The sequence below is a fragment of the Stenotrophomonas sp. GD03819 genome (genome assembly GCF_029841665.1).
In the GTDB taxonomy this organism is placed as follows: domain Bacteria; phylum Pseudomonadota; class Gammaproteobacteria; order Xanthomonadales; family Xanthomonadaceae; genus Stenotrophomonas; species Stenotrophomonas geniculata.
On sequence record NZ_JAOCEW010000011.1, the window covers coordinates 49,231 to 75,363 of the forward strand.

At 65.5% G+C, this 26,133-nt stretch carries 26 protein-coding genes and 1 tRNA gene; 11 read left to right on the top strand and 16 right to left on the bottom strand.

Going from position 1 to position 26,133, the window contains the following annotated elements; all coding sequences use genetic code 11:
- Positions 1-4: 4 nt before the first annotated feature.
- From N5D45_RS08510 to N5D45_RS08520, 3 genes are all read left to right on the top strand, one after another.
- Positions 5-1,162, top strand: a complete 1,158-nt coding sequence (locus N5D45_RS08510) for an ABC transporter permease (protein ID WP_010486959.1) — start codon at positions 5-7, stop codon at positions 1,160-1,162.
- Between the two features lie 12 nt (positions 1,163-1,174).
- Entirely contained in the window at positions 1,175-2,491 is a 1,317-nt protein-coding gene (locus N5D45_RS08515; protein ID WP_057503843.1) for an ABC transporter permease, read from the top strand.
- A gap of 359 nt (positions 2,492-2,850) precedes the next feature.
- Positions 2,851-5,709: a TonB-dependent receptor gene (locus tag N5D45_RS08520; protein WP_010486961.1), complete on the top strand. Its 2,859-nt coding sequence runs from the start codon at positions 2,851-2,853 to the stop codon at positions 5,707-5,709.
- A gap of 118 nt (positions 5,710-5,827) precedes the next feature.
- Here the strand turns inward: N5D45_RS08520 and rarD are convergent, their stop codons facing one another.
- Both rarD and yedA read right to left on the bottom strand, forming a co-directional pair.
- A complete protein-coding gene (gene rarD, locus N5D45_RS08525) occupies positions 5,828-6,721 on the bottom strand; it encodes an EamA family transporter RarD (RefSeq protein WP_019338652.1) in 894 nt (297 codons plus the stop codon).
- Positions 6,718-7,623: a drug/metabolite exporter YedA gene (gene yedA, locus N5D45_RS08530; RefSeq protein ID WP_228355035.1), complete on the bottom strand. Its 906-nt coding sequence runs from the start codon at positions 7,621-7,623 to the stop codon at positions 6,718-6,720. The genes rarD and yedA overlap by 4 nt, the downstream gene beginning before the upstream one ends.
- 223 nt (positions 7,624-7,846) lie before the next feature.
- On the opposite strand from yedA, the gene N5D45_RS08535 reads away from it, so the two are divergent.
- Both N5D45_RS08535 and N5D45_RS08540 read left to right on the top strand, forming a co-directional pair.
- A complete protein-coding gene (locus tag N5D45_RS08535; protein WP_164193173.1) occupies positions 7,847-9,181 on the top strand; it encodes an MFS transporter in 1,335 nt (444 codons plus the stop codon).
- A 67-nt stretch (positions 9,182-9,248) separates the two neighbouring features.
- Entirely contained in the window at positions 9,249-9,545 is a 297-nt protein-coding gene (locus N5D45_RS08540; RefSeq protein WP_010486965.1) for a hypothetical protein, read from the top strand.
- A gap of 88 nt (positions 9,546-9,633) precedes the next feature.
- Here N5D45_RS08540 and N5D45_RS08545 read toward each other — a convergent pair whose 3' ends face one another.
- The 4 genes from N5D45_RS08545 to N5D45_RS08560 all read right to left on the bottom strand — a co-directional run bounded on the left by N5D45_RS08545 (position 9,634) and on the right by N5D45_RS08560 (position 14,324).
- Positions 9,634-11,286, bottom strand: coding sequence for a M28 family metallopeptidase (locus N5D45_RS08545; RefSeq protein WP_057503840.1), 1,653 nt, complete (start codon positions 11,284-11,286; stop codon positions 9,634-9,636).
- A 105-nt stretch (positions 11,287-11,391) separates the two neighbouring features.
- On the bottom strand, positions 11,392-12,324 hold the full coding sequence (locus N5D45_RS08550; protein WP_057503839.1) for an MBL fold metallo-hydrolase: 933 nt from the start codon (positions 12,322-12,324) through the stop codon (positions 11,392-11,394).
- A gap of 203 nt (positions 12,325-12,527) precedes the next feature.
- The gene (locus tag N5D45_RS08555) at positions 12,528-12,824 is read right to left on the bottom strand and encodes a hypothetical protein (RefSeq protein WP_049409948.1); all 297 of its coding nucleotides are present in this window, start codon (positions 12,822-12,824) and stop codon (positions 12,528-12,530) included.
- A gap of 204 nt (positions 12,825-13,028) precedes the next feature.
- Positions 13,029-14,324: a tryptophan--tRNA ligase gene (locus N5D45_RS08560; RefSeq protein WP_049454344.1), complete on the bottom strand. Its 1,296-nt coding sequence runs from the start codon at positions 14,322-14,324 to the stop codon at positions 13,029-13,031.
- 108 nt (positions 14,325-14,432) lie between these two features.
- Between N5D45_RS08560 and N5D45_RS08565 the strand changes: the two genes are divergently transcribed.
- The gene (locus tag N5D45_RS08565) at positions 14,433-15,227 is read left to right on the top strand and encodes a hypothetical protein (RefSeq protein WP_049409951.1); all 795 of its coding nucleotides are present in this window, start codon (positions 14,433-14,435) and stop codon (positions 15,225-15,227) included.
- Between the two features lie 73 nt (positions 15,228-15,300).
- Here the strand turns inward: N5D45_RS08565 and N5D45_RS08570 are convergent, their stop codons facing one another.
- The 3 genes from N5D45_RS08570 to rocF all read right to left on the bottom strand — a co-directional run bounded on the left by N5D45_RS08570 (position 15,301) and on the right by rocF (position 16,945).
- Positions 15,301-15,522 (bottom strand): CsbD family protein, encoded by a 222-nt coding sequence (locus N5D45_RS08570; protein WP_004137109.1) that lies wholly within the window; start codon positions 15,520-15,522, stop codon positions 15,301-15,303.
- A gap of 202 nt (positions 15,523-15,724) precedes the next feature.
- Complete coding sequence (locus N5D45_RS08575) at positions 15,725-15,862, bottom strand: entericidin A/B family lipoprotein (RefSeq protein WP_014035659.1); 138 nt, start codon at positions 15,860-15,862, stop codon at positions 15,725-15,727.
- A gap of 162 nt (positions 15,863-16,024) precedes the next feature.
- Positions 16,025-16,945, bottom strand: coding sequence for an arginase (gene rocF / locus N5D45_RS08580; RefSeq protein WP_043401829.1), 921 nt, complete (start codon positions 16,943-16,945; stop codon positions 16,025-16,027).
- A gap of 90 nt (positions 16,946-17,035) precedes the next feature.
- On the opposite strand from rocF, the gene N5D45_RS08585 reads away from it, so the two are divergent.
- Complete coding sequence (locus tag N5D45_RS08585) at positions 17,036-17,422, top strand: hypothetical protein (RefSeq protein ID WP_228355034.1); 387 nt, start codon at positions 17,036-17,038, stop codon at positions 17,420-17,422.
- Between the two features lie 24 nt (positions 17,423-17,446).
- On the opposite strand, the gene N5D45_RS08590 is transcribed toward N5D45_RS08585, so the two are convergent.
- Positions 17,447-18,217, bottom strand: a complete 771-nt coding sequence (locus tag N5D45_RS08590; protein ID WP_197656823.1) for a DUF3011 domain-containing protein — start codon at positions 18,215-18,217, stop codon at positions 17,447-17,449.
- A gap of 594 nt (positions 18,218-18,811) precedes the next feature.
- Between N5D45_RS08590 and N5D45_RS08595 the strand changes: the two genes are divergently transcribed.
- Positions 18,812-19,219, top strand: coding sequence for a hypothetical protein (locus N5D45_RS08595; RefSeq protein ID WP_228355033.1), 408 nt, complete (start codon positions 18,812-18,814; stop codon positions 19,217-19,219).
- A gap of 80 nt (positions 19,220-19,299) precedes the next feature.
- Entirely contained in the window at positions 19,300-19,623 is a 324-nt protein-coding gene (locus tag N5D45_RS08600) for a hypothetical protein (RefSeq protein WP_197656825.1), read from the top strand.
- Between the two features lie 56 nt (positions 19,624-19,679).
- Here the strand turns inward: N5D45_RS08600 and N5D45_RS08605 are convergent, their stop codons facing one another.
- Together N5D45_RS08605 and N5D45_RS08610 are read right to left on the bottom strand one after the other, a co-directional pair.
- On the bottom strand, positions 19,680-19,982 hold the full coding sequence (locus tag N5D45_RS08605; RefSeq protein ID WP_099559694.1) for an addiction module antidote protein: 303 nt from the start codon (positions 19,980-19,982) through the stop codon (positions 19,680-19,682).
- Positions 19,983-20,040: 58 nt separating this feature from the next.
- On the bottom strand, positions 20,041-20,328 hold the full coding sequence (locus N5D45_RS08610; protein ID WP_010486984.1) for a type II toxin-antitoxin system RelE/ParE family toxin: 288 nt from the start codon (positions 20,326-20,328) through the stop codon (positions 20,041-20,043).
- 232 nt (positions 20,329-20,560) lie between these two features.
- Between N5D45_RS08610 and N5D45_RS08615 the strand changes: the two genes are divergently transcribed.
- Positions 20,561-21,160 carry a hypothetical protein gene (locus N5D45_RS08615; RefSeq protein WP_197656826.1) on the top strand — a complete coding sequence of 200 codons (600 nt, stop codon included), beginning with the start codon at positions 20,561-20,563 and terminating at the stop codon, positions 21,158-21,160.
- Positions 21,161-21,187: 27 nt separating this feature from the next.
- Positions 21,188-22,312 (top strand): XVIPCD domain-containing protein, encoded by a 1,125-nt coding sequence (locus N5D45_RS08620; RefSeq protein WP_228355032.1) that lies wholly within the window; start codon positions 21,188-21,190, stop codon positions 22,310-22,312.
- Between the two features lie 1,111 nt (positions 22,313-23,423).
- Here N5D45_RS08620 and N5D45_RS08625 read toward each other — a convergent pair.
- The 4 genes from N5D45_RS08625 to birA all read right to left on the bottom strand — a co-directional run bounded on the left by N5D45_RS08625 (position 23,424) and on the right by birA (position 26,095).
- Positions 23,424-23,499 (bottom strand) — tRNA-Thr (locus tag N5D45_RS08625).
- A gap of 41 nt (positions 23,500-23,540) precedes the next feature.
- Positions 23,541-24,389, bottom strand: coding sequence for an SPOR domain-containing protein (locus N5D45_RS08630; protein ID WP_197656827.1), 849 nt, complete (start codon positions 24,387-24,389; stop codon positions 23,541-23,543).
- A gap of 9 nt (positions 24,390-24,398) precedes the next feature.
- Positions 24,399-25,130 carry a type III pantothenate kinase gene (locus N5D45_RS08635; protein WP_197656828.1) on the bottom strand — a complete coding sequence of 244 codons (732 nt, stop codon included), beginning with the start codon at positions 25,128-25,130 and terminating at the stop codon, positions 24,399-24,401.
- Complete coding sequence (gene birA, locus N5D45_RS08640; RefSeq protein ID WP_049480016.1) at positions 25,127-26,095, bottom strand: bifunctional biotin--[acetyl-CoA-carboxylase] ligase/biotin operon repressor BirA; 969 nt, start codon at positions 26,093-26,095, stop codon at positions 25,127-25,129. The genes N5D45_RS08635 and birA overlap by 4 nt, the downstream gene beginning before the upstream one ends.
- Positions 26,096-26,133: the final 38 nt, after the last annotated feature.

Below are 26,133 nucleotides of genomic sequence, written 5' to 3' on the forward strand. Positions count from 1 at the left end.
GGCGATGAAATACTTTTCGTTGGTGTGGGCGCAGCTGTTCCGCAGCCGCACGCGCACCCTGCTGACCCTGCTCTCGGTGGTGGCCGCGTTCCTGCTGTTCGGCATGCTCGACTCGGTGCGCGTGGCGTTCTCGTCCGGCGGCAGCGTGGAAGGCGCCAACCGCCTGGTGGTGGCCTCGCGGCTGTCGATCACCCAGTCACTGCCGATCCGCCTGGAAACCCAGATCCGCCAGGTGGCCGGCGTGCGCGACGTGGCCTATGGCATGTGGTTCGGTGGCATCTACCAGGACCCGAAGAACTTCTTCCCGAACTTCTCGGTGTCGCCCAACTACTTCGATGTCTACCGCGAGCTGCAGATCGATCCGGCGCAGCTGGAAGACTGGAAGCAGACCCGCACCGGCGCCATCGTCGGCGAAACCCTGGCCAAGCAGTTCGGCTGGAAGATCGGCGACACCATCCCGCTGCAGGCCACGATCTTCCCGCGTGGCGGCAGCAACGACTGGCCGCTGGAGCTGAAGGGCATCTACCGCTCCAAGGACCGCGCGCTGGCCGCCAATGAAGAACGCCAGCTGATGATGAACTGGAAGTACTTCGACGAATCCAACGACTACATCAAGAACCAGGTGAGCTGGTACACGGTGACGCTGGACAACCCTGACCACTCCTCGCGGGTAGCGCAGGCGATCGATGCGATCTCGGCCAACTCCGACCACGAGACCAAGACCCAGACCGAATCGGCGTTCCAGCAAGCCTTCGTCAAGCAGTTCGCCGACATCGGCATGATCGTCACTTCGATCATGGGCGCGGTGTTCTTCACCCTGCTGCTGTTGACCGGCAACACCATGGCACAGGCGGTGCGCGAGCGCGTGCCGGAACTGGCCACGCTGAAGACGCTGGGCTTCAAGGACAGCACCGTGCTGACCCTGGTGATGGTGGAGTCGGTGCTGCTGATCGGCCTGGGCGGCCTGATCGGCATGGGCCTGGCCGCGCTGATCCTGCCGGCGATCGGCCCGAAGAGCATGGGCCTGCTGCCGCCACACGTACCCACGCCCACCTGGCTGATGGGGCTGGGCCTGATCGTTGTGATCGGCATCATCGTCGGCCTGCTGCCGGCGCTGCGTGCCAAGCGCCTGAAGATCGTCGACGCACTGGCCGGCCGCTGAGGAGACCTGCAGATGAACAAGTTCAAAAAGTGGGCCGGCAACGCGTTGACCGTACTGCTGCTGGTCATCGGCCTGGTGCTGTGGATCAGCCTGCCGTGGATGGGCGTGCTGGCCGTGGCCGTGCTGGTGGCCCTGTGGCTGCTGCTGACCCGCGGTGGACGGCTGGCGTTGGCCGCCACCCGCATCGGCGTGGCCAGCCTGCCGCAGCGCTGGGGCGCGTCCTCGGTGATCGTGGTCGGCATCGCCGGCGTGGTCGGCGTGCTGGTGGCGATGCTGGCGATGGGCGAAGGCTTCCAGGCCACGCTCAACAACACCGGCGATGACACCACCGCCATTGTGCTGCGCGGTGGCTCGCAGGCCGAGACCAACTCGGTCATCACCCGCGAGCAGGTTCCCACGCTGTCCACCCTGCCCGGCATCACCCGCGATGCCGAAGGTCGGCCGCTGCTGTCACCAGAGCTGTCGCAGGTGGTCAACCTGGTGTCAAAGTCCGATGGCACCGACGTCAACGCGCAGTTCCGCGGCGTCGGCCCGCAGGCGTGGGCGGTGCACGACAAGGTCAAGATCGTCGAAGGCCGCACGTTCGCCACTGGCCTGCGCGAGATCGTGGTCGGCCAGGGCGCCAAGGGCCAGTTCCGCGATCTGGATGTGGGCAGGACGCTGACCCTGGGCAACCAGACCTGGACCGTGGTGGGCGTCTTCGCCACCGGCGATGCACATGATTCGGAACTGTGGACCGACGCCGATACGCTGGCCACCACCTACCAGCGCAGTGCGTGGCAGTCGATCAGCGTGCGCACCGATGGCAAGGCCGGCTTCGAGCAGTTCAAGGCCGCCGTCGCCGCTGATCCACGCCTGAAGCTGGACGTGGAAACCACCCGTGTCTACTACAGCAAGCAGGGCGGTGGGCTGACCAAGCTGATCGACATCCTCGGCAAGGTAATCGGCACGATCATGGCGGTCGGTGCGGTGTTCGGCGCGCTCAACACCATGTATGCGGCCGTGGCCACGCGTGCGCGCGAGATCGCCACCATGCGCGCGATCGGCTTCCGTGGCCTGCCGGTGGTGACCGCGGTGATGCTGGAGACGATGCTGCTGGCGCTGCTGGGTGGCCTGCTCGGCTGTGCGGTGGCATGGCTGCTGTTCAATGGCTACAGCGTGTCCACCATCGGCAGCAACTTCAGCGCGGTGGTGTTCAAGTTCCATGTGTCGCCGGAACTGCTGTGGACGGGTTTGAAATGGGCGCTGGGCATCGGCCTGGTCGGCGGCCTGTTCCCGGCGCTGCGCGCGGCCCGGTTGCCGATCACCACGGCGTTGCGAGAAACCTGAGCATCTATAAACGATAGATTGCGCATCCTGCAGAGGGACGGAGCCAAGGCTCCGTCCCTTTTTGTTTGCACATCATCCATGCATGGCGCGGATGGGTGCCTGCGCACACGCACTGCTACAGATCGGCGGAAATCCGCCGCTATCGATGCCTCTGCCCATCGCGCATGCAACGTGCGTGACGCTGCGCACGTCGCATCTGTGGATTGTTGGTTGCGATTCATCTTCGCGCACATTCAGCGGCATGGCGACAAACAGTTACGAATGGAAACACTCTAGAATCCCGGCCCCCACGTTGGTTTGCAGCACCCCACGCGCCCACAGAACGGACGCTTGTTTTCCTGAAACACGAGATGTCACGGATGTCCCTGAAAACCACTCCGCTGCGCAACGCGATCGTCATCGCGCTGGCCGCCAGCTGCACCACCCCCGCCTTCGCACAGAGCGCCGGCGATACCCCGACCAACCTCGACCGCATCGAGATCACCGGCTCGCGCATCCGCCAGGCCAGCGTCGAGACCGCACAGCCGGTCGTCGCGCTCAGCCGCGCCGAGATCGAGAAGAAGGGCTACATCAACGTCGCCGACATCCTGCAGGACGTCACCGCCGCCGGTGCTCCGAGCCTGAGCCGCTCGTCGTCGCTGAGTTCTTCGCGCGACTTCGGCGGCACGTACGTCAGCCTGCGCAACCTCGGCCCGGAACGCAGCCTGGTGCTGATCGACGGCCGCCGCATGGGCGTCAGCGCCGGTGGCTACTCCGACCTGGCTTCGATTCCGTCCGCCATCGTCGAGCGCGTGGAAGTGCTGACCGACGGCGCATCCGCGCTGTACGGCTCGGACGCCATCGCCGGTGTGGTCAACATCATCACCCGCAAGAACTTCGACGGCGGCGAAGCCAGTGTCTACGTCGGCCAGTACGGTGAAGGCGACGGCCAGAAGCGCTCCTACAGCGCTACCTTCGGCAAGACCTTCGACCGCGGCTGGTTCAGCGTCGGCGCCGAGCGCACCAAGGAAGACGAGATCCTCGGCAGCGAGCGCGAGTTCAGCCGTTACCCGGGTGGCCCGCGCCACGCCGATGACGTCGACGCGCTGAGCCCGACCACCCAGTGGGGTACCGTCACCGTCGGCGGCAAGCCGCTGACCGTGGGCCCGGGCGGTAATCCGAGCCAGGCTGGCAACTTCCACACCCCGGACCCGGCTGATGGTGCCAACGCCAAGACCAACATGAGCCTGCTGAGCGGTCTGGAGCGCACCTCGGTGTTCGCCAACGGTGGTTTCTCGATCACCGACAACCTGCGCATCGTGGCCGACGCGCTGTACAGCAAGCGCGAGTCGACCAAGCACCTGGCCGGCTACCCGTACTCGGTATCGGCCGCACAGGCCCGCAATGGCACCCGTGCTGCCCTGTCCAAGGACAGCACCTTCAACAAGTGGGGCCAGGACGTCCTGTTCTCGCACCGCACTGAAGAACTGCCGCGCGGCACCGAGAACAACCTGGACACCAAGCGCGCCAGCATCGGCCTGGAAGGCAGCTTCGAAACCGGTTCGCGTTACTGGGACTGGAACGTCAGCTACATGTACAACCGTAATGAAGGCGAGCGCATCGGTACCGGCAGCATGTACCAGCCGCACGTCGACCTGGCGGTCGGCCCGTCTTTCATGGATGGCACCGTGGCACGCTGCGGCACTCCGGGTGCGGTGATCGCCGGCTGCGTGCCGTGGAACCCGGCCGCGCCGATGGGCTATGCGGGCCCGGGCTCGCTGGGCAACCAGGACGTGCAGGACTACCTGTTCACCCGCTTCGTGGACAAGATGAAGAGCACCACCAAGGTGGCCAGCGCCAACATCTCCGGCTCGCTGTTCACTCTGCCGGCCGGTGACATCATGGGTGCGATGGGCTTCGAGCACCGCAGCGAAGAGGCCAGCTACACCCCGGACCTGATGGTGCAGAAGGGCCAGATCGCCGGCACCACCGGCCAGCCGACCCGTGGCGATTACTCGCTCAACGAGGTCTACCTGGAAATGCAGGTGCCGCTGCTGGCCGACATGCCATTCGCGCGTGAACTGTCGCTGGACCTGGCCGGCCGCTACACCGACTACAACACCTTCGGTTCGACCACCAACAGCAAGTTCGGCCTGAAGTGGAAGCCGATCGACAGCCTGCTGGTGCGCGCGACCTACGGTACCGGCTTCCGTGCACCCACCGTGGACGATCTCTACGGCGGCGCCGTGTCCAGCCGCGATTCGTTCACCGATCCGTGCGATACGAAGTTCGGCATCGCCGCCAGCAGCCCGACGGTGGCAGCACGCTGCAAGGCGCTGAATGTGCCCGCCAACTTCCGTCAGCAGACCGGTGCGGACGGCAACCTTGCCAACCGCCCGGGCCAGCAGGCCACCTCCGATTTCAACTCGGGTTCCAACCCGGAACTGAAGCCGGAAACCGCCAAGACCTGGACCGTCGGCCTGGTCTACAGCCCGGAATTCGTGCAGGGCCTGGACGTCAGCCTGGACTGGTGGAAGATCCGCATCAACAACGCCATCGTCGGCGAGTCGGCCACCGACATCCTCAACCAGTGCTACGTGCAGGGCGTGGATTCGGCCTGCGGTCGCTTCACCCGTTCCACCGCTGCGGCCACCCGTGGCCAGGTCTCGGCGCTGGATCGTTCGCTGGTCAACGCTGGCTATCGCGAAACCGCCGGCTATGACATCGGCGTGCGTTACCGCCTGCCGGAAACCGCGTACGGCAAGTTCGCCATCAACTGGAACACCACCTACACCGACTACCTGGAGCAGCGCAACGACAGCGCCGCTACCACGCCGGTGGAGCAGAAGACCGGCTGGCAGGGCAACTTCCGCGTGCGTTCGACCTTCAACCTGGATTGGCAGTACGGCGATCTGGGCATCGGCTGGACCGCCCGCTATTACTCGGGCATGAAGGAAGCCTGCTCGTATGACCTGGCCGGTGGCCCGGACTGCAACATGGCCGGCTTCGTCTCGCCGTACACCGATGCGCAGCCGAGCCGCAAGGTGGGCTCCAACACCTTCCACGACCTGCAGGTGCGTTACAGCCTGCCGTGGGACGGCACCGTGTCGCTGGGCGTGAACAACGTCTTCGACCACCAGGGTCCGATCATGTACAGCCAGCCGAACAGCAGCTTCACCTACTACGGTGGCTTCGATATCGGTCGTTTCATGTACATGAAGTACCAGCAGCGCTTCTAAGCCTGCAACCGCGTTCCCGCCACCGCCATCTCTCTCTCCTGGCGGTGGATGGAAGCAGAACGGCGCCCCTCGGGGCGCCGTTCTTTTTTGCGGAAGACGGGGCCGGATCCCGGCGCCGCTACCGCTTGCGCATCGTGCGGATGTTGTCGCCGACGAACAGCACCAGGCCGGCCCAGATCGCCGCGAACCCGATCGCCTTGGCGGTATCGAACGCTTCGTGGAAGAAAAACACGCCCAGCAGCAACTGCAGGCTCGGCGCGATGTACTGCAGGATGCCGACCAGCGACAGCGGGATGCGCTTGACGCCGTAAGCGAAGCCAATCAACGGCACGGCCGTCACCGCACCGCCGAAGATCAGCAGCAGGTCGTTGCGCCAGCCCCAGCCATGGAAGAACGCGCCGCCATGGCCGTTCTCGGCCCAGATCGCGAACGCCAGCGCCGGCAGGAACAGGTACATGCTCTCCACGCCCAGCCCGGCCACCGGATCGACCGAAACCAGCTTGCGCAGCAGCCCATACAGGCCGAACGAACAGGCCAGGCCCAACGCGATCCACGGCGGCGTGCCCGCATCGATGGTCAGCCAGGCCACACCCACCGCCGCCATCGCCACCGCCACCCACTGCAGGCGGCGCAGGCGCTCCTTCAGCACCAGCACGCCCAGCAGCACGTTCACCAGCGGGTTGATGAAGTAACCCAGGCTGGTTTCGATCACATGGCCGGCGTTGACCGCCCAGATGTACAGGCCCCAGTTGAACGCGATGGTCAGGCTCGACACCAGCAGGATCGGCAGCGCGCGCGGCTGTGCGGCGATCTTCTGCCACCAGCCCAGGCGCGAACTGAGCAGCAGCCAGCCCAGCACCAGCACGGTGCTCCAGATGATGCGGTGGGCGATGATCTGGAACGAGGGGACCTCGTTGAGCAGGTGCCAGTACACCGGCACCAACCCCCAGATCACGAAGGTGGACGCAGTGACCAGCAGGCCCCGGCGTTGTTCTTTCTCGTCCATGCTCATTTCTTTCGTGTCCTTGCCATTGTCAGCACCACCACACCCAGAAGAATCACCGCCATGGCGAGGAAGTCCCGCCATCCAAAGCGTTCACCATTCAATGCAGCGCCCAGCAGCACGGCAATCACCGGATTGACGTACGCATAGCTGCCCGCCAGCGCCGGGCGCACGTTGCGCAGCAGCCACACATAGGCGGTGAAGGCGACGATGGAGCCGAACACGCACAGGTAGGCCATCGCCAGCAGGCCGCCGGTGTCGGGCAGCGTGGTCGGGCGTTCGCCCACGGCCAGGCCGATCAGCACCAGAAGCACGCCGCCGCAGATCATCTGACCGGCAGCGGTCATGAACGGGCCCGGCAGGTCCAGGCCACGTGACCACACCGAACCGAACGCCCAGCCAATCGGTGCGATCAGCAGCAGCACCAGCCCGGTCGGCGAGGCGGTCAGGCTGCTGCCGGCATTGAGCCAGACCACGCCGACAAAGCCGACCGCGATGCCCAGCCATTCACCCTTGCTGGCATGTTGGCCACGCAGCGCCGAGAACAGCGCCATCCACAGCGGCACCGAGGCCACCGCGGTGGCGGCCAGTCCCGAAGACACCTCACGCTCGGCCAGCACCACCATGCCGTTGCCCAGCACCAGCATGGTCACGCCCATCACCACCAGGTTGCGCCACTGCCGCAGGGTCGGGTTCGGCATCGTCCAGAACAGGCGCAAGGCCAGGAACATCAGGCCACCGGCAATGATGAACCGGCTGCCGGAGACCATCGTCAGCGGCAGCGCGCCGCCGTGCAGGGCCTTGGCGATGCCCAGGTAGGTCGAGCCCCAGACCACGTAGACCAGCAGCAATGCCAGCGCGACAAGGCCACCCCGGGGGGCAGCCGCAGACGAAGAAGGGGGAGCCGACATGACACACCAGGGAGCCGGGGGAAGGCGGATTCTAGGACGTTTTGAGTATGGTCCGGCACCCCGGACGGTGGCACGCTGTCATCCATCCATGCACCCTGCTCTGGTCTGCTACCCCGTGTTGACGGCCGATGCAGTACCAAGAGGGCTGCCCGGCCGCGCCGCCCCAAGGCCGGGCGCCGTTTTCCCTGCGCACGGACGCGCCGCATCGAGGATTCCCACCCAGATGAGCACCACGTCCCAACCTGCCGTACCCGCAAACGACCGCGCTGCCCTGCGGCGGTCGATCTCCAACACCCTCAAAGGCTCCGCCGGCAACCTGGTGGAGTGGTATGACGTCTACGTGTACTCGGTGTTCGCCGTGTACTTCGAATCGCAGTTCTTCTCGCAGGACGACAAGAACTCCACCCTGTACGTGTGGGCGATCTTCGCCGCGACCTTCCTGATGCGCCCGATCGGTGCCTGGTTCTTCGGCCGCTTCGCCGACCGCCACGGCCGCCGCCTGGCGCTGACGGTCTCGGTCACGCTGATGGCGCTGTGCTCGTTCCTCATCGCCATCACCCCCACCGCCGCCAGCATCGGCATCTGGGCTGCGGTCATCCTGCTGTTCGCGCGCCTGCTGCAGGGCTTCGCCACCGGTGGCGAGTACGGCGCCAGCGCCACCTACATGTCCGAGGCGGCCATTCCCGGCCGACGCGGTTTCCTGTCCTCCTTCCACTACGTCACCCTGGTTGGCGGCCATGTGCTGGCCCAGCTGACCCTGCTGCTGATGCTGACCTTCTGGGGCAAGCCGGAGATCTCCGAGTGGGGCTGGCGCATCGCCTTCGGCATCGGTGGCATCGCCGCGGTGGTGGTGTTCTGGCTGCGGCGGGGCATGGACGAGTCGCTGTCGGAATCGTCCATCGAAGCCGCACGCGAAGGCAAGGCACAGAAGTCCGGCTCGATGTACGAGTTGTTCGTGCACCAGTGGCGCCCGCTGCTGCTGTGCTTCCTGATCACCGCCGGTGGCACCGTGGCCTTCTACACCTACTCGGTGAACGGCCCGAAGATGATCCAGAGCGCCTTCGCCGGCAACGACCCGATGACCGGCACCCTGATCAACCTGGGCGTGCTGGCGTTCCTGATGGTGCTGCAGCCGGTCGGCGGCTGGCTGTCGGACATCATCGGCCGCAAGACCCTGCTGGTGTTCTTCGGCGTCGGCGGCGTGCTGTACAGCTGGTACCTGATCACCCAGCTGCCGCACCAGCATGACGCCACCCTGGCCTTCCTGACCTTGGCCATGGCCTTCGTCATCCTCACCGGCTACACCTCGATCAACGCGGTGGTGAAGGCCGAGCTGTTCCCCACCCACGTGCGTGCACTGGGCGTGGGCCTGGGTTACGCGCTGGCCAACTCGCTGTTCGGTGGCACCGCCCCGCTGCTGTACCAGGGCGCGCTGAAGACCGGCCATGTCGACTGGTTCGCTATCTACGTAACTGCCACGATCGCGGTATCGTTGGTGGTCTATGTGTTCTTCCTTACCAACAAGGGCCCGAACTGGCTCGACGGCACCCGCAAGTAAGCGCGTTGCCGTAATTGCGGCCACCGGTGCAATGCCGGTGGCCGCTGCGTCTCCCGCCACGCCACTGATGTGGATCGCGGCGACGCTGGCCGCAGCCACGGCACTGGCCTGGCTGCTGCGCCGTCCCAACGCGCAGGCCGCGTGGCCACGCATCGGATTCGGGATCGCCCTGCTGGTGTTCTGCGGCGCGCTGGCGCTGCAGCTGGCGGTGGACCTGGGCAGCGGCCACAGCTCGCTGCAGCTGCGCCTGCATCGCGGCATCAACGCAGGATCACCGGTTGGCCTGCGTACGATGGTGGCGTGCTATCTGGCCGCGCTCGCTGCCAGTGGCTGGGGCGCATGGACGCTGTTGCGCCGGCGCTGACGAGCGCGCGATCGTGCCGGCCGCTGGCCGGCAACTCCACATTCTTTCCGAAGGTTCACGAGGTTGCCGGCCAGCGGCCGGCACTACCTCAGCGGCGGGCGGCTTCGCTCTTGTCGCGTGCGCTGCGGAACTCCGATTCCTTTTCCCACGTCGGCCAGCGGCGGCTGTTGGCCAGCTCGGCACCCAGGTCGTAGACCAGCAGGGTATCGGCGGCGTGGCCGCTCGGATCCCAGCTCGGGGTCCAGGCATCGCAGGCCTGGTGGTAGCAGTCGGCGAAGTACTTCTCGCGCAGCGCGCGGCCGGCTTCTACGCCGCCGTCCAGCTTGTCCAGACCGGGGCCGATGGTGATCGCCGGCACGCCCAGGCGCGCAAAGGCGAAGTGGTCGGCGCGGTAGAAGAAGCCGGCCTCCAGGTTCGGGTCCGGGCTGTAGCTGCGGCCGCGGGCCTTGGCCACGCGTTCCAGATCGCCTTCCAACGACACCCGGCCCTTGCCCCACGAAGCGATGTCACGGGTCGGGCCATCCGGGCTGAACATTTCGATGTTCAGCACTGCAGCGGTCTTGTCCAGCGGCGCCAGCGGATGCGTGGCGTAGTAGCTGGCGCCCAGCAGGCCCTTCTCTTCAGCGGTCAGTGCCACGAAGTACAGCGTGCGCTGCGGCTGCGGGCCGGCGGCGAACACGCGGCCCAGTTCCAGCACCGTGGCCACGCCAGTGGCGTTGTCGATCGCACCACGGCGGATGCGATCGCCCTTGGCATCGGCCTGGCCGATACCGAACGCATCCCAGTGCGCGGAGAAGATCACCGCCTCGTCGCCATGCTCGCCGCCGGGCAGCTTGGCCACCACGTTGCGGGTCACCACCTGCTCGCGCTTGAGTGCGAAGTCCACGCTCAGCTTCGCGTTATCCAGCGCCACCGGACGGAAGTCGGCGCGCATCGCCTTGCGCTTCTCGGCGTCGAAGTCCAGGCCCGCGTCGGCGAAGATCGCCTCAGCCAGCTCGCGCTGCATCCAGCCGCGCAGCGGTGTGTGCTGCGCCATGGCTTCAGCCTGGCTGCGCTCGATGTCGAACAGCGGCGAGGTGCCCGAGCTCTTCACCGTGGCCCAACCATAGGCAGCCGGCGCAGTCTCGTGCACGATCAGCACGCCCTCGGCGCCACGGCGTGCGGCTTCCTCGAACTTGTAGGTCCAGCGGCCGTAGTAGGTCACTGCCTTGCCGTCGAACGCGCCCGGCGCATCGGCTTCGAAATCCGCGTCATTGATCAGCATGACGGCGATCTTGCCGTGCAGGTCCACGTCCTTGTAGTCATTCCACTGGCGTTCCGGCGCGTCGATGCCGTAACCGACGAACACCAGCGGCGCGTTCTTGATCTGCACGCGCTTGCGCGGCTGCAGGCTCTGCAGGGTCACGTCCACGCCGTTGGCCAGCGCGCGCTTGCCCTGCTTCAGCGACAGGCTGGCCTTGGCCGGCCCATCAAGCTGCGCGCGCACCAGCGGCACCGGCTGCACCCAGCTGCCATCCACACCACCCGGCTGCAGGCCATAGCTGCGGAACTGCTCGATCAGGTACTGCACCGTGCGTTCTTCGCCTTCGGTCGCCGGCGCGCGGCCCTCGAATTCATCCGACGCCAGCACACGCACGTGGCGCGACAGTGCCTGCGGATCGATGCCGCCACCGGGAAGGTCATTGGCCGCATGGGCCAGGCCACCGACGAACAGGCAGGACGACAGCAGCAACACGCGCATCGGATTCACGGCAGTACCACGGCTAGCTTGGAAGTCACCAGAGTGTAACGTGGTCGTGACATCACGGCGCGGCTTGGGGCGGCGTCACCCGCGCATGGCGTGGATCTACCTGCTGATGCGATCCAGCCAGCAGGCCAGGCCCTGCGCATTGAGTTCGATGTCCATCGCCAGCACCGCAGTCACCGCCGCATCGTCCAGCGCACAGCCATGCAGCTGTGCACGTTCCAGGTACAGCGCCTGCAGTGCAGCCAGCAGGCAGCGGTGACGGTCCGGCCGGCCATCGCACTGGCGGCCGATGGCGGCCATCGCATCGATCTGCTCGAACAGGTCGTCGGCCAGTTTCCCCACCTGTTCCACACGACCGTAGTGGGTCAGGTACATCGCCTGCGGGCCGTAGCCCAGCATGCGCCGGATCGAGGCCTTCATCGCTTCCGGGTCGAACTGTACCGGCGACGACGTCGGGAAGATGAAGGCACCTTGCGTGCTGTCCAGCTCGCGGTAGGAGATGCCGAAGGTATCGCCTGTGAACCAGCTGCGGCTGCGCGCATCCCACACGCAGTAGTGGTGCAGCGCGTGGCCCGGCGTGTGCAGCAGTACCAGCTCGCGGCCAGCCAGGTCGATGCGGTGGCCATCTTCAGCGACCACTACGCGCTGGGCGGGAATCGGTTCGATGCGGCCATAGCTGCGGGCGATTTCCTCGGCGCCGTATACCGCCGTGGCACCCGCAATCAGCCGGGTCGGGTCGATCATGTGCGGCGCACCACGCGGGTGCAGCACCGCCTTTGCATTCGGCAGCTGCTGCATCAGCAGGCCGGCGCCACCGGCGTGATCCAGGTGCACATGGGTCAGCAGCAGCCAGTCCACCGCGTCCACGCCCAGCCCCGCGTCGGCCAGCGCCTGCAGCATGGCCGGCACGGAAAGGCCGGTGCCGCAGTCGACGAAGGCCGCGCGGCCGTTTTCAACGATCAGGTAGGCCGCGTCGAAGTCGGGACGCTGGAAGCCGGTATCGATGGTGTGGATGCTGGGGTCGGCGGTCATCGGCACGCACCTGGCAGGATCGGGAACAGACACCATGGTAGGCGCGCAGGCGGCCCGGGTTCGATGCGGCTTTGGTCGGAGGGCGCTCTACTGTAGAGCCGAGCCCACGCTCGGCTGCCATTCTGTCAGGCATCAGCCGAGCATAGGCTCGGCTCTACAGCGGCACGCGAAGTCGAGCATGGCTCGACTCTACAAAAGCGGGGCTACCGGTCCAGCCATCGCGGCCGCAGCATCAATGCCAGCACCAGCACCGCCAGGAACGCGCCGTAGGCATACAGCACCGCCAGCACCTGCGGCCAGATGGGTCCGGCGCCGGGCTGCACCACGCCGATGCGGTAGCCCCACAGCATCGACACGATGCTCAGGGCGAAGGCCAGCACCAGGGTGGTGCTGTCGAACAGGCGCCGCCGCGGGGTACGCGGCTGGCGCGGGAACAGCCAGTACAGGCTGCCCAGCAGCAGGAACCAGGGCAGGAACAGCAGCAGCGACAACCAGGCCATCGCAGACTCCATGTCATCGCGCCGGAGGCGCGCGGACATCATGCCACGGGCGCTGTGCCACGGTCGTGCCGGCGGAGTGCTTCCCTGTAGAGGCGAGCCCATGCTCGGCTGCTTTGCAGCCCAGCCGAGCATGGGCTCGGCTCTACAGAGGCGGAGCAAAGTCGAGCATGGCTCGACTCTACAAAGGGCAGGCAGGCCCGGCGATCAGGTCCCTTCGCGCAGCACGGCCAGCGCGGCCAGCACGGCGTCCACTTCGGCTTCCAGCTTGAACAGTTCGCTCTGCAGCTGGTCGCCCTGCTCGGCCTGCTTGATCACCGCGATCAGCTGGCCGGCATCACGCGGCGAATCGAAGCCTTCGCTCTGGATCAGCAGCGTGCCGTCACCGGCGGTCAGCTTGAAGTAGAAGCGGCCGTCCTTCTCGCGGTACTGCTTGAACAGCGGCGGTGCCACGCGGGCCACGCCGGCATCCTCGCTGGCGATGTCGCCGGCGCTGGACAGGTCACGCAGACCCACGGCATGGCGCAGCTCTTCCAGCAGCGGTGCCGCCAGCCGCTCGCGCAGCTGCTGGCCACGGCGCTTGAGCAGCGCTTCGATCTTCTCCGGCTCGGCCATCAGCGCGTTGTAGCGCTCGCGCAGCGGCGACAGCTCGCTGTCGATGCGCTCGAACAGCTGCTGCTTGGCATCGCCCCAGCTGATACCGGCGGCGAACGCCTTGGCGAATTCCGCCGTCTGTTCCGGGGTAGCGAACGCCTGATACATCTGGAACAGTGCCGAGCCCTCGGTGTCCTTGGGTTCGCCCGGTGCGCGCGAGTCGGTCAGGATCGAGAACACCAGCTTCTTCAGCTCCTCGCGCGGCACGAACAGCGGAATGGTGTTGTGGTAGCTCTTGCTCATCTTGCGGCCATCCAGGCCGGCCAGCGTCGCCACCTGCTCGTCGATCACCACGTCCGGCAGCGGGAAATACTCCTTGCCGTACACGTGGTTGAAGCGCTGGGCGAAATCGCGCGCCATCTCGATGTGCTGGATCTGGTCACGGCCCACCGGTACCTGGTTGGCCTTGAAGATGAGGATATCGGCGGCCATCAGCACCGGGTACATGAACAGGCCGGCGCTGACGCCTGCATCCTCGTCCACGCCTTCCTCGCGGTTCTTGTCCACCGCCGCCTTGTAGGCGTGCGCGCGGTTGAGGATGCCCTTGCTGGCGATGGCGGTCAGGAACCACATCAGCTCGGTGGTCTCGCGGATGTCGCTCTGGCGGTAGAACCACACGTGTTCCGGGTCCAGGCCGCAAGCCAGCCAGCTGGCCGCGATCTCCAGGGTCGCGCGCTGGGTGCGCTGCGGGTCCTGGGACTTGATCAGGCTGTGCAGGTCGGCCAGGAAGAAGAAGCTCTCGATCCCCGGCGCGCGGCTGGCCGCGATGGCCGGACGGATGGCGCCAACGTAGTTGCCCAGGTGGGGCGTGCCGGAGGGGGTGATGCCGGTGAGGACTCGGGTGGTCATGACTGCGTGGGGTAACCTTCGATGAACGGGGCCAGTTTACCTTGCACGCCACCAACCCCGTCAGGGCCCGCGGCGCGTTCATTCACGCAACCCCGCTGGAGACGCCCGATGAAACGCCTGCTGCCCCTGCTGCTGATCCTGCCCCTGGCCGGCTTCCGCCCGGCTCCCATGCCGCCGCCGGTGTACGAGGGCGGCCCCGTGCGCATGTCCCTGGTCGACCGCGACCGCGGTACCGAACTGCGCAGCTACCCCGCCGAGGGCCAGCGCTGGGTGGCCGGCGAGCGCGGCCACCGCTACGCCGTGCGCCTGTACAACGACAGCCCGCGCCGGGTGCTGGTGGTGCTGTCGGTGGACGGCGTCAACGCCATCTCCGGCGAGGATGCCGATCCCTCGCAGACCGGCTACGTGCTCAACCCCGGCCAGCGCGCCGACATCACCGGCTGGCGCAAGAGCCAGGACGAAGTGGCGCAGTTCGTGTTCAGCAGCCCCAGCGGCAGCTATGCCAGCCGCACCGGCCGCCCGGACAACATCGGCGTGGTGGGCGTGGCCGTGTTCGAGGAAGCGCGCCGCTGGCGTCCGGATCCGATCCTGCGCCGTAGCCTGCCAGCACCGGCCCCGACGGCCGAAGCGGCGGCCGACGCCAGCGCCAGCCGCATCGAGGGCTATGCCAGCAAGTCGCAGGCCCCTGCGCTGGGCACCGGCCACGGCGCACGCGAACAGTCGTCGGTACGCGATACCGACTTCGAACGCGCCAGCCGCAGCCCGGCGCAGGTCCTGCAGCTGCGCTACGACAGCGCCCGCAACCTGCGCGCACGCGGCATCCTGGTGGATTCGCCCTCGCGCCTGCCGCGCGAGCCGCAGGCCTTCCCCAACCGTTACGTGCCGGACCCGCCGGCGCGCTGATCCTCCCGCCCAGACAACACAACGCCCGCAACCTCTCGGTGCGGGCGTTGTGTTGTGGGGGAAACCGAAGCGCTTACTTGTAGTCCGGGTAGTCCTTGCTCACGCTGTCCTGGAACTCACGGACTTCCTTCTCGGCGCGGTCCTTGGCCCAGCCATAACGTTCCTGCAGGCGACCGGCCAGATACTCGGCATTGCCCTCGGCCACATCGAAATCGTCGTTGGTCAGATCGCCCCACTTGGCCTGGGCCTTGCCCTTCAGCTGCGACCACTTGCCGGAAATGATGTCTTTGTTCATTGCTGGGAATCCTTGGCTGCAACGGCGTTCTTACCGTGGCTCCAGCTTCGCGCAGCGGCCGTTGGGTGCCGGTCAACCGACCATGAAAACACTGCTCACCTGCTTGAATGGTTCACTACGCTTCGACATCACCCAGTGAAAAGCACGCACAAAAAAGGCCGGGGATGTCCCCGGCCCTTTCTCTTTCCGTTCCGCGCCGGGCTTACTTGCCCTTGGCGGCGTCCTCAACCTTTTCACCGGCCTTCTGCACGTCCTTGCCAGCACCGGCCACGGTGTTGCAACCGGCCAGCAGGGCCACCGAGAACATCGACAACAGCATCAGGGCAACTACGCGCTTCATGGGCTTCTCCTTGGGTTCGCCGCTATACCGCTTCATTCGCGGATGGGATTCTTTCGCTCGGCGGGAGGGGCACCAATGCCACTGCCGCCGCGTGAAGTGCAATCTGGCGGCAGGGGCGTGGAGCGGGTGTGAACGGTTCGGCAATCCGTTCAGCAGAGGCGGTCAGTCGCGCATCAGGGTGGACTTGCCGAACAGGCTTTCCACCAGGTCCACGGCCAGTTCAGCGGTGGCATTCTGCTTGTCCAGCAAGGGGTTGAGCTCAACGATGTCCAGCGACCCCATGCGCCCGGTGTCGGCGATCATTTCCATCACCAGCTGCGCCTCACGGTAGTTCACCCCGCCCGGCACCGTGGTGCCCACGCCCGGCGCGATGCTGGGGTCGAGGAAGTCGACATCGAAGCTGACATGCAGGTGGGTGTTCTCGTCGATGCCGGCCAGCGCCGCCTCCACCGCGCGCTTCATGCCGTTCTCGTCGATGTAGCGCATGTCGTACACATCGACCTTGTGGGTCTTGATCAGGCGCTTCTCGTCCGGGTCCACCGAGCGGATACCGATCTGGTGCATCTGCGACGGGGTGATCGCCGGTGCGCTGCCGCCGAGGTGGGTCAGCGCCTTCGGGCCGAGGCCGCACAGGCAGGCCACCGGCATGCCGTGGATGTTGCCCGACGGGGTGACATCGCTGGTGTTGAAATCGGAATGCGCATCCAGCCACAGCACGCGCAGGGTCTTGCCCTGCTCGCGGCACCAGCGTGCCACGGCAGTGATCGAACCGATGCCCAGGCAGTGGTCGCCACCGAGCATGATCGGCATGCGGCCGGCCTGCAGTTCGGCATAGCTGGCTTCCATCAGCGCATGGTTCCACGCCACCACTTCATCCAGGTGCCGGTAACCTTCCACCGGCGCGGTCCACGGGTTGCGCGGGCCATCCAGGTTGCCCAGGTCGCGCACGTCCACGCCGCGCGCCTCCAGCGCCTCCGGCAGGCCCGCCACGCGCAGCGCTTCCGGCCCCAGCCGGGCACCGCGATGGCCCGCACCGACATCGGTGGGAACGCCAATCAGGGATACGGAGATGGGATGGGCCATGGGTGCCTCCTGCGCGGAAAAAGAAGCACAGTCTAGCCAGAGCTGTGTGACACCACTCGCGGCGGTGCAGCAGGGCCATTGCATGGCATGATGCCGCGCGGACCCGACCGTCCTTCATGGAAGATTGCGATGTCGCCCTTCATCAATACCGCGTGGCCACGCTTTTTCACCGTGGCGCTGCCGGTCGCCGTTTTTGCGGTTTTTTTGAGCAACTCGATCGATGCGTCGCCGAATGGCTGGCTGATGCAGGCGACACTGCTGCTGGTGCCGTTCTCGACCCTGGTATTCCTCGGGTTGGGCTGGCAGCGTCTGCGCAAGGCGCACGCTGAATACCCGATTCTGAAAAGCGAACTGCACCGTATGCTGGCGGCGTTGATCGGCAACGTGAAGGTGGCCGCGCTGTGGTTCGGCCTGACCTTCGTTGGTATGTTCACCCTGATGCTGGCGTGGGTGTTGCTGTATAGGTCCTGCAGCTGAAGCCTGCCCCAGCCCGCAGCGCGCTCAGCTTCCGCGGTGGCGAACCGGCGTCAGGCTCTGCACCTGGCCGTTGTTGCGCATCATGCACAGGAAGCGGCCGTCGGGATAATCGATGATCAGTTCCTGGTAATCGCTGCCCACCGGCATCTGGGTGACCAGCGTGCCCTGCGCGCCCTTGCGCATGTTGCAGGCGCCCAGTGCGGTATCGCCTGCGGGCGCGGGGGTGGTCACCGAAGACACATTGCGGAACACCGCACGGCAGCCACCATTCACCCACACCGAATGCCGCGCCAGCCCCCAGTTCTTCCCTTCCTCGCAGCGGGTGCGGCTGAGCTGGCGCACGATTTCCACGTTGCCTCGGGTATTCAGATCGCATGACACCTGCTGCTGGCCGGTGGACTCGCAGGTGACTTCGCGCGGCAGCGCGGCGTCCCCGGCGGCAGCGTCGCGAGGGCGTGCGCTGTTTGCGGCGGGCGCGGGCGCACCACTGCTACTGACTTGGCAAATGCCATTGGCGCCGCCCCGGCCGGTGTAGCTGACCTGCGGCGAGCCGTCATCGTTGCGGCTGATCGACAGGGTGATGCCGCTGTTGGCATCGCGTGCTTCGAAATAACGGTCGTTGAAGCGCTTCAACGCCGTCTCGCGGCCCTGCACGTAGACCGGCCCGCCATCGTCGGCGTGAACATCGATGCCGCCCGGGCAGCTGGCGTTGAAGAACGGTACCGCAGCCATGGCCGGGGCCACGAAGGCGGTGGACAACAGTGCGGCGGTGAGCGACAGGGCATGGCGACGCATGTGCAGATCCCGAAGGGGCCCAGGTTGGGCGCGTGGCGGCAGTATGCGGTGGGGCGTTGCGGGCTGTCCGTGAGAAACATCAAGATCCGGACGGCGCGCGTGGGGATTCATGTCTGGTAGGGTGTTCTGGAAGCCCTGCCGGGGAAGTTAAGCCAGCTTTACTTCCTGGGCCATGAAAGGCCGTGCTACAGCAATGACGCACCAGGATTCATCGTTGGTTGCAGCTCCGCGCGAAATGTCGCTTCTGGCATTGCGATGCTCGAAACGGGCTAAACGCGATAATTCATTTTTCCTTTCAGATCACCCGATGCCATCGAAACAAACGACTGGCAGGCGGTGATTTCACGTGCGCATGATGAATCGCCACCTCCAAGGGTGGCCGGGACTTCCAAGCCCGTGTTGTCAACGATGTATACGCTTGCCAGCCGGCGTCGTCCTCCCAAGTACGGCGCCGGCTGGCAATCCGTTAGCCGATCGACGGCGGGCGGTGCGTGGGGGCCTCGTGCCCGCCGATTCGTTGACCCGGTCTTGGAAGCCACGCATCGCCCGCCACCCTCTTCGGGTGGCACCTCTGTTCCCGACGAGGATGCCCGCATGCCCAAGACCCATCACCCGTACCTGACCGCCACCCTGGGCGAGGCGGCCCTGCGCCTGCCGCCCGAACTGGCGCAGCCGTTGGAGGCCGCTTTCGCTGCCGCCAACGAGACGCCCGCGCCGATCAACCTGCCCGGCTGCCTGCAGCGCATCCAGGCCGGTGACGCCGCCGATGGACAGCCGTGGCAGGAGTCGGCAGGCGCACCTGGCGATGCCGTGGCCGCCGCACGTAGGGATCGCGCTGCGGTTGGCCTGGTGTCGCTGCTGGAGCTGTATCACGCCGCTGAGCGCGTGCGCGTAGACGGGGAAGATAAAGACGATATCGGCGATGGCACGCGCGAAGGGCTGATATTGGCCTGTCGGGGGCTGGCGGAGTATGTAGCGTTGCAGGTGGGTAGGGCTCAATAATGCGGAACATTGAGATCCCCGTTGCACAGGTTCACAACGTCACTGCCGTGGCTATCGAATCGAGCAGGCCCGCTTCTGGAATGAGCACACCTTATCCAAACCTGAAACCTGTTCTCGTTGAGCTGCGACTGGACGAAGTGGATTCGCGCGGCGGCGCTGTTCCCGAGTTGATCGCCTCCACCGCGCGCCCGATGGCGCTCTCCATGAGTCCCCGACTCACGTGGTACAGCTTCGTATTGAATGACAGAACCATGACCCGGATCCGTCCCGGCACGCGGACGAACTGCACGATCTCATTCATCAACTATGACGGTGCGAAGGAGGCGTTCCCCTGTGGCACATTGGCCGCCTTCGGAGACGGATCGTCGACAAGAGGGTTGATCCGCATCATCCGGTTTGATTGAACCTGTTCGCGCCAGACTTTCTGAGTCGCCGAGCTTGAGCGAAATGCCCTGATGCTTTACACAGCGCTGGCGTGCAATCGCACACCCAGGGCCCGGGTCACCTTCAGGATGGTGGCGAAATCCGGGCTGCGCTCGCCCGACAGTGCGCGGTACAGACTCTCGCGCGACAAACCCGCCGCCCGTGCAACCTTGCTCATCCCCTGAGCGCGGGCGATATCGCCGAGCGCCTTGGCGATGAAGGCAGAATCGCCGTCGCTTTCTTCGATGCAGGCGTCGAGATAGGCGGCCATTTCCTCCGGCGTTCGAAGATGCTCGGCCACATCAAATGCTTTGAGTTGAACTTTTCTCTTGATGACCATGATGGGACAGCTCCGGCACTTCGGTATTGAGTCGTTTCGCCTGCAACCCGTTCGATGCTCACAGGGCACGCGCAATCTCCCTGGCCTTCTCTATATCGCGCTGCTGCGAACCCTTGTCGCCTCCAACCAGGAGAATCACCAACTGCCTGCCGCGCTGGGTGTAGTAAACGCGGTAACCCGGTCCTGCATCGATACGCAATTCAGAAACGCCATCCGCCAGATAGCGGTGATCACCGGGATGGCCTTCAGCGAGCCGACCGATACGGGCCAGGATGCGAGCGCGTGCGGTTACGTCCTTGAGAGCGTCAATCCATGTCGCGAACTGACGGGTACGCTGGATCTTCATGGAGGACTGTAGCCTACCGGCTACAGTCTTTCAACTATCGGATTGCGCGCATGGAGGTGTGCTCGGCCTTCCGTCTGGCGCTCCTTCCCTCGCAGCCGGCGCCCCATCTTTTCAAATTGGAAAGCGGAATCAGGTGCGCTTTCAGCAGCTCGTTGTTCACGCGGACCCGATCCGCACTCACAAAATGCTGTGCTAGATTCAAGAGTGTGACATTGGCGCGCGAGATGCTTTCATGAATGCATGGGTCGAGAAATGCGCATCTTCATCGCAAGGTGGACTTCGGCGCCGCCTCTGGATCGCAGCGCGTCGTCGCCTCGCGATCGCTATTCCGGCGCTTGTGCTGACAGCATGTTCGAGTGCCGCGCCGCCGACCCCATCAGATCATCTGAATCAAAGACAGCCCGTCGAATCAGGGAGTGAAACTGGTATGGAGCGATTCAAGAACGATATCGAGCGTTTGACCAAGGTACGTTTTGATGATGTCGACGCATTGAATGAACAGCTCCACACGCACCTGGGAGAACCAACTCGACAAGGCTTGAGGGACGAGCGGACCGCAGAACGCGGCAATCTGGGCGGACTCGAGATCCAGAACATCACGCTGAGAAGTCCTGCCGACGATCCTACGCACGCAACCCTGGTCTTTGAGGTCGCGCCACCGAGCATCGCGCTCGGGGAAATCATCTGGGAGGAATCCGCCATGTATCCACCCCACCCGGATGCGCCTGATTCCCGTCCTTACTGGTCTGCTCAGGTGAACAGTGCCAAGGTTGTACTCGGACTCTCCCTTGACCACAAGACGCTGACCTACGTATCGATCAGTCAGCGCTGATCCCTGTCATTGCGAAGGAGCCGCACCATGGAGCGTGCTGAAGAATTTGCACTGTCACAGCCGCAGGAGAGTGGCCGACCAGAGGCCACACGTCGTCCGGCTTCGCCTTTGGTTGATCCTTCGCTGGTACCGCTTCTGACCAAATCCCCAACGCTTCGAGCGGGTCTTGCACAGGCTGATCACGACAACCTGGGTGTCGAATGGGGGCCAGCCGGTGGCGGCACCTATCTTGTCCCCGGTGTGAAGATCGTCATTGACGAGAACGCCATCGGGCAAGGCTCCAGAATCGCACGTTCTCTTTCTCATGAAGTTGGGCATCATCTCTTCACCGAGCAACCAGATCGGACGTCCAAGCAATCCTATGTGAACACCTCGCTGCGAGGAGAAGCAGCTGCCACTCTCAGCAATGCCCAGGTCCAGCGTGAAATCACCGCAGCCGGAGGACCGAACATCGGCGTGTCAGGCACAGGCGATCGCCCCCAGCAGTATGGAGCCATTGCGGCGAAACTCGAGGCAGGGCAGATCAACCGTAACCAAGCACTAAGTCAGATCGCTGAGGTGTTCAGAACGGAGGCTCCTTCTGTTGGTCCTCATGCGACATACGAGCTTTACTATGGCGCGCACTATGATCAGCACATAGCGCCCACGCAGCGTCGACGTAGGCCCGAGCCAGAATTTGACGCCGATCGCACTTCGGCTGCGGAAAGAGACGCCGTGGTCGCCGACGACTCACTCTCAGTGCAGCAAACAGCTTCTTCAGTAGCTGAACTCGGCAACGCTGACCGCTCTCTCTACATGCAGATAAGAGCGGGTGTGGAATGCCTGGACGCCGAGAGCGGGAAGCAGTGGGATGAGTCGAGCCAGCGCATGTCCGCGAGTCTGTTGGTGCTCGCGAAGGAGCAAGGGCTTTCAAGAGTTGACCACGTTGTATTGAACAATCCGACAGAGTCCCTTGCACGTGGCGAGAGAGTATTCATCGTCGAGGGAGCGATGGACGATCCTGCCCAACGCCGTGGAACCATGAATACGATGGACGCGCTTCGCGTGCCTGAAGCAGAGTCCCTTCATCGCGCTGAAGCGTTGACCGCAAATCTTGAACAGCAGCCGGCGCAGCAGATTCATGCGCAGGACGGGCCAGCATTCTCAAGGTAAGGCCGTCGACGCAACCGCTCTGCCGCCCTTCGAACAAATGGGAGTACCTGAAGCAGCGCAAAGAGGCGCTGACTCATGGGGATGGGGGCGATTATCCTAGTCGAACGGATGACCTGGTTGTCGTGGAACACCTGACACGATTCGCTGGAGCGGAGGCATCAGCCCCGCTTTCATGTGGGGACAAGATGCGCACAATTGCAATCTTCCTGGTTGGCGTCTGCACCATTGTTCTTTCAGGCTGCGCGACTACCACACTTCCCAATGGGGTTGCTTCAGCGGGATACACTGAAGTTGTTTCCGTCCCTCTAGGCCCTCTCCGCTACTTCCATACGACTTCTGTTCTACCGGGGAAGAACGCCGTAGGCGCTACGACCCTCGTCCGCTGCACGAACACCGCGCGGACGATCAACCTGCAGATCGCGAACGGGCTGGCGCTTGATGCCGCAGATGTGTGCGCACGTGTCGATGCTGCGGCTGCGGCATCCGAGTCATGGATACCGGCAGCATCAAACAGGTACCGAATCCTTCTTGTGCCGGAAGGCACTGCTGGGGCAATACGAACAAGATCGCTTGGCCTCTTTGCCACAGGCAGGCAGCTTGCGTTTGTGGCACCTGTATACAGCAATCAACATAGAACCTTCGCGAATCTTGTTGACTTGGTTGCGCACGAAAGCTTTCACGCTTTAGGCCACGCTGAAAAAAATCCCCGAGGACAGGACGAAAGAAGCGCCTACTACGCGGGCCTGTGCGCGCAACTTCGGATCAACGGCCTCATTGCGGAAGAAGACTTACCGGGGGCCCCTCTCGCGTCCGGCGATCAGGCGGTACGCTACTCCTCGCAGGAAGCCTATCGCGTGCGACTGGAAACCTATCCGTTGCTGGCGGACGGAGGCATCCGGCTTGGAGCTTCATCCGGCGACTTGATGCTGGACCGATGCCAGCAGATCAGAAGCGAGGTTGTCGGGCTTCAGTCGAGCTCATTAGTTCCTCCTAGGGGTCTGCTTCCCTGAGGTCAGCGTAGGGACGGACGGCAGACGCAGGAAAGCCAGCGTACCGCGCTGGCCTTTTTCGTTGAAACCCCTAATTTCAAGGCGTTTCGGCGCTTCCCATGTGGTGCCGCTTATCCGAATCGAACGGATGACCTACTGTTTACAAGACAGTTGCTCTACCAACTGAGCTAAAGCGGCATGGGTGCATCACCGGCGGCAGCGCCGCGGTCCGGGGGATTCTAGCGCAACCGCGTGCATTCCAGCGACCGGCTCTGCGCCGCCCCGCTGCGCTGCTGGGCCTGGGCTGGCTGCGCGCCCGCCGCCAGCTGCCCTTCCAGCCACCACTGGCCGGCGTCGCCGCTGGCGACCAGGCGCGGCTGGAAGCCGGCGGCCTGCACCGCTGCCATGCGCCGCTCGGCGCCTTCGCGGTTGCGGTACTGGCCCAGCGCCACGGCGTTGGCGTCCTCGCCCTGGCTGATGATGTAGTAGTCGCTCAGGCCGGCGGCCACGATACGCTTCACCGTGGCCTGCGCGTCGTCACGGTTGGCGGCGGCCGGCAGCATCACCCGGTAGCGGGCACTGCCACTGGCAGCGGGCTGTTCGCGCAGGCGCACCTGGCTGATGACGTTGCCGGCCTTGCCCTGTGCACTGGTCGCGGCGGCGCGGTCGGCGAACGGGCCCAGCGCCACGCAACGCGGCGGCTCTGCGGCTGCGGGCGGGGTTGCGGGCTTTTCCGGCGCCTGGGCTGGTGCAGGCGGTGTTACCGGCTTGGGAGCGGCAGCAACCGGCGTAGCCTCAGCCGCCTGCGGCTTGGCAGATTCCGGCTTGGCCGGCACGGCCGGCGCGGGCGTCGCAGCCACCGCTGTCTTTGCCGCCGGCTCGCGCTCCGTCAACGGCGCGGTCGGGGCGGCAGCGGTGGCTTCGGCGGCCGCAGCAGCATCCACACCACCGGGCACCCAGCGCAGCTCGGCCACGCCAGCGGGTTGCGGCGGCGGCGCAGGCGGTTGCGGTGCATCGCGCAGCAGCCACCAGCAGGCGACGCCAAGATTGAGGATGGCCAGTACGACGATCAGGGCACGGGTCAGCATGCGCCGATACTAGCCTGCGGGCTGGTGCACCGCCCAGCGGGCGAGGCCATCCAGCACCAGCGAGGGGTGGTAATCGGCGCCGGGCAGCAATGGCGTCAGCGCCGGTGCGCCGCCACCATGCACCAGCAGCGAGGGCGCAACACCCAGCAGCGTCTGCGCCTGCTGTGCGCTGCGTTCGATCAGTGCCACCGCCGCACCATCGCAACCGGAAGCCAGCGCATCGGCGGTATCGTTGGCGAACTCGCTGTAGTCACCACCGGTAGCCGGCAGCTGTACGGCACGGGCGTGCAGTGCTTCGCGCATGGTGGTGGGCGATGCGGAAATGCGGCCACCGTGGTGCTGGCCATTGGCGTCGAGCAGATCAATCGTCAGTGCGGTGCCCACACCGACCACCAGCACCGGGCGCTGCGCCTTGGCCGCGGCCAGCAGGGCCAGGAAGCGGTCGACGCCGAACTTCTCCGGCTTGGCATAGGCAATGCGCACACCGGCGCATTCGGCGCTGGTGCGCACCACGTGCACGTGCTCGAAGCGACGCTGCAGCTGGTCCAGCATGGCGCTGGTCAGCGACGGTGCGGCCACGCTGGCCACGAACGCGGTGGTGCCGCTGGGCAGACTGTGCGGCGGCTGCCCGGCCATGCCTTCGGCGCCATGCGCCCAGGCCTGCACGTCACCGGCACGGTCACCCTGCAACGGCGCGAACTTGAACCGCGAGTTGCCGAGGTCGAACAACCAATCGCTCATGCCGCCCTCACGCTGACTTCGCCGGCGTGCAGCAGGCGCTCGCGGCCATCGATGCGCACGCGCAAGGCGCCGTCATCGGCCAGGCCGAGCGCGGTGCCATGCTGCCACTGCCCTTCCAGTTCCACCCGTACGTCGCGGCCGGCCAGCATGTCGAACGCGGCGTAGCGCGGCAGGAACGGAGCGAGACCTTCGCGATCGAACTCTTCCAGCGCCGGCAGCAGGCGCGTCAACACGGCCGCAACGACCCCATTGCGGTCCACCGGCTTGCCAGCCAGCGTGTCCAGATCCACCCACGGCTGGGTGATCTGCTCGGCGAACGACGGCGGCATGTGCGTGTTGATGCCGATGCCGATCACCGCACGCGCCGGGCCGGCGTATTCGCCACCGCCTTCTGCGAGCAGGCCGACCAGCTTGCGCTTGCCATCAACGATCAGGTCATTCGGCCACTTCAGCTGCGCCTGGGTGTAGCCCAGGTCGTGCAGCGCTTCGGCCACGGCGATGCCGGCCACCAGGCTCAGCCCGGCCAGGCGGCCGAGGCCGCCGGAGAACAGGCGCAGCACCGACAGGTAGATATGCGCGGCCAGCGGCGACGCCCACGTACGGCCGCGACGGCCGCGGCCGCCGGTCTGGCGTTCGGCCAGCAGGACGCTCACCCCGCGCAGGGGCGCGCTGCAACGCAGCAATTCTGCGTTGGTGGAGTCCACTGTCCAGGCCACCTGCAGGTCGTGCAGCAGGGCCTGGACGTCGGCGGGCAGGCCGGCGCGGATCGCGGCCGGGTCCAGCAGGTCGACCGGGCGGGTCAGGCCATAGCCCTCGCCAGCGCGGCCCTCGATGTCCACACCGGCGGCCCTAAGTCCTTGAATACGCTTCCAAATGGCCGCCCGGGTCTGACCCAGCTCACGGGCCAGGGCGTCGCCGGACAGGCGACCGGCAGCGAGTTTGGCCAGCAATTGGCGATCGTCCACGGCAGCTTCCACGAAGTCAGAAAGGAATTATGCGGGAA

Bases quoted from the DNA above. Each gene is read 5' to 3' on its own strand.
- N5D45_RS08510 (WP_010486959.1), top strand. From the start codon at position 5: ATGAAATACTTTTCGTTGGTGTGGGCGCAGCTGTTCCGCAGCCGCACG.
- N5D45_RS08515 (WP_057503843.1), top strand. From the start codon at position 1,175: ATGAACAAGTTCAAAAAGTGGGCCGGCAACGCGTTGACCGTACTGCTG.
- N5D45_RS08520 (WP_010486961.1), top strand. From the start codon at position 2,851: ATGTCCCTGAAAACCACTCCGCTGCGCAACGCGATCGTCATCGCGCTG.
- rarD (WP_019338652.1), bottom strand. From the start codon at position 6,721: ATGAGCATGGACGAGAAAGAACAACGCCGGGGCCTGCTGGTCACTGCG.
- yedA (WP_228355035.1), bottom strand. From the start codon at position 7,623: ATGTCGGCTCCCCCTTCTTCGTCTGCGGCTGCCCCCCGGGGTGGCCTT.
- N5D45_RS08535 (WP_164193173.1), top strand. From the start codon at position 7,847: ATGAGCACCACGTCCCAACCTGCCGTACCCGCAAACGACCGCGCTGCC.
- N5D45_RS08540 (WP_010486965.1), top strand. From the start codon at position 9,249: ATGTGGATCGCGGCGACGCTGGCCGCAGCCACGGCACTGGCCTGGCTG.
- N5D45_RS08545 (WP_057503840.1), bottom strand. From the start codon at position 11,286: ATGCGCGTGTTGCTGCTGTCGTCCTGCCTGTTCGTCGGTGGCCTGGCC.
- N5D45_RS08550 (WP_057503839.1), bottom strand. From the start codon at position 12,324: ATGACCGCCGACCCCAGCATCCACACCATCGATACCGGCTTCCAGCGT.
- N5D45_RS08555 (WP_049409948.1), bottom strand. From the start codon at position 12,824: ATGGCCTGGTTGTCGCTGCTGCTGTTCCTGCCCTGGTTCCTGCTGCTG.
- N5D45_RS08560 (WP_049454344.1), bottom strand. From the start codon at position 14,324: ATGACCACCCGAGTCCTCACCGGCATCACCCCCTCCGGCACGCCCCAC.
- N5D45_RS08565 (WP_049409951.1), top strand. From the start codon at position 14,433: ATGAAACGCCTGCTGCCCCTGCTGCTGATCCTGCCCCTGGCCGGCTTC.
- N5D45_RS08570 (WP_004137109.1), bottom strand. From the start codon at position 15,522: ATGAACAAAGACATCATTTCCGGCAAGTGGTCGCAGCTGAAGGGCAAG.
- N5D45_RS08575 (WP_014035659.1), bottom strand. From the start codon at position 15,862: ATGAAGCGCGTAGTTGCCCTGATGCTGTTGTCGATGTTCTCGGTGGCC.
- rocF (WP_043401829.1), bottom strand. From the start codon at position 16,945: ATGGCCCATCCCATCTCCGTATCCCTGATTGGCGTTCCCACCGATGTC.
- N5D45_RS08585 (WP_228355034.1), top strand. From the start codon at position 17,036: ATGCCGCGCGGACCCGACCGTCCTTCATGGAAGATTGCGATGTCGCCC.
- N5D45_RS08590 (WP_197656823.1), bottom strand. From the start codon at position 18,217: ATGCGTCGCCATGCCCTGTCGCTCACCGCCGCACTGTTGTCCACCGCC.
- N5D45_RS08595 (WP_228355033.1), top strand. From the start codon at position 18,812: ATGCCCAAGACCCATCACCCGTACCTGACCGCCACCCTGGGCGAGGCG.
- N5D45_RS08600 (WP_197656825.1), top strand. From the start codon at position 19,300: ATGAGCACACCTTATCCAAACCTGAAACCTGTTCTCGTTGAGCTGCGA.
- N5D45_RS08605 (WP_099559694.1), bottom strand. From the start codon at position 19,982: ATGGTCATCAAGAGAAAAGTTCAACTCAAAGCATTTGATGTGGCCGAG.
- N5D45_RS08610 (WP_010486984.1), bottom strand. From the start codon at position 20,328: ATGAAGATCCAGCGTACCCGTCAGTTCGCGACATGGATTGACGCTCTC.
- N5D45_RS08615 (WP_197656826.1), top strand. From the start codon at position 20,561: ATGAATGCATGGGTCGAGAAATGCGCATCTTCATCGCAAGGTGGACTT.
- N5D45_RS08620 (WP_228355032.1), top strand. From the start codon at position 21,188: ATGGAGCGTGCTGAAGAATTTGCACTGTCACAGCCGCAGGAGAGTGGC.
- N5D45_RS08630 (WP_197656827.1), bottom strand. From the start codon at position 24,389: ATGCTGACCCGTGCCCTGATCGTCGTACTGGCCATCCTCAATCTTGGC.
- N5D45_RS08635 (WP_197656828.1), bottom strand. From the start codon at position 25,130: ATGAGCGATTGGTTGTTCGACCTCGGCAACTCGCGGTTCAAGTTCGCG.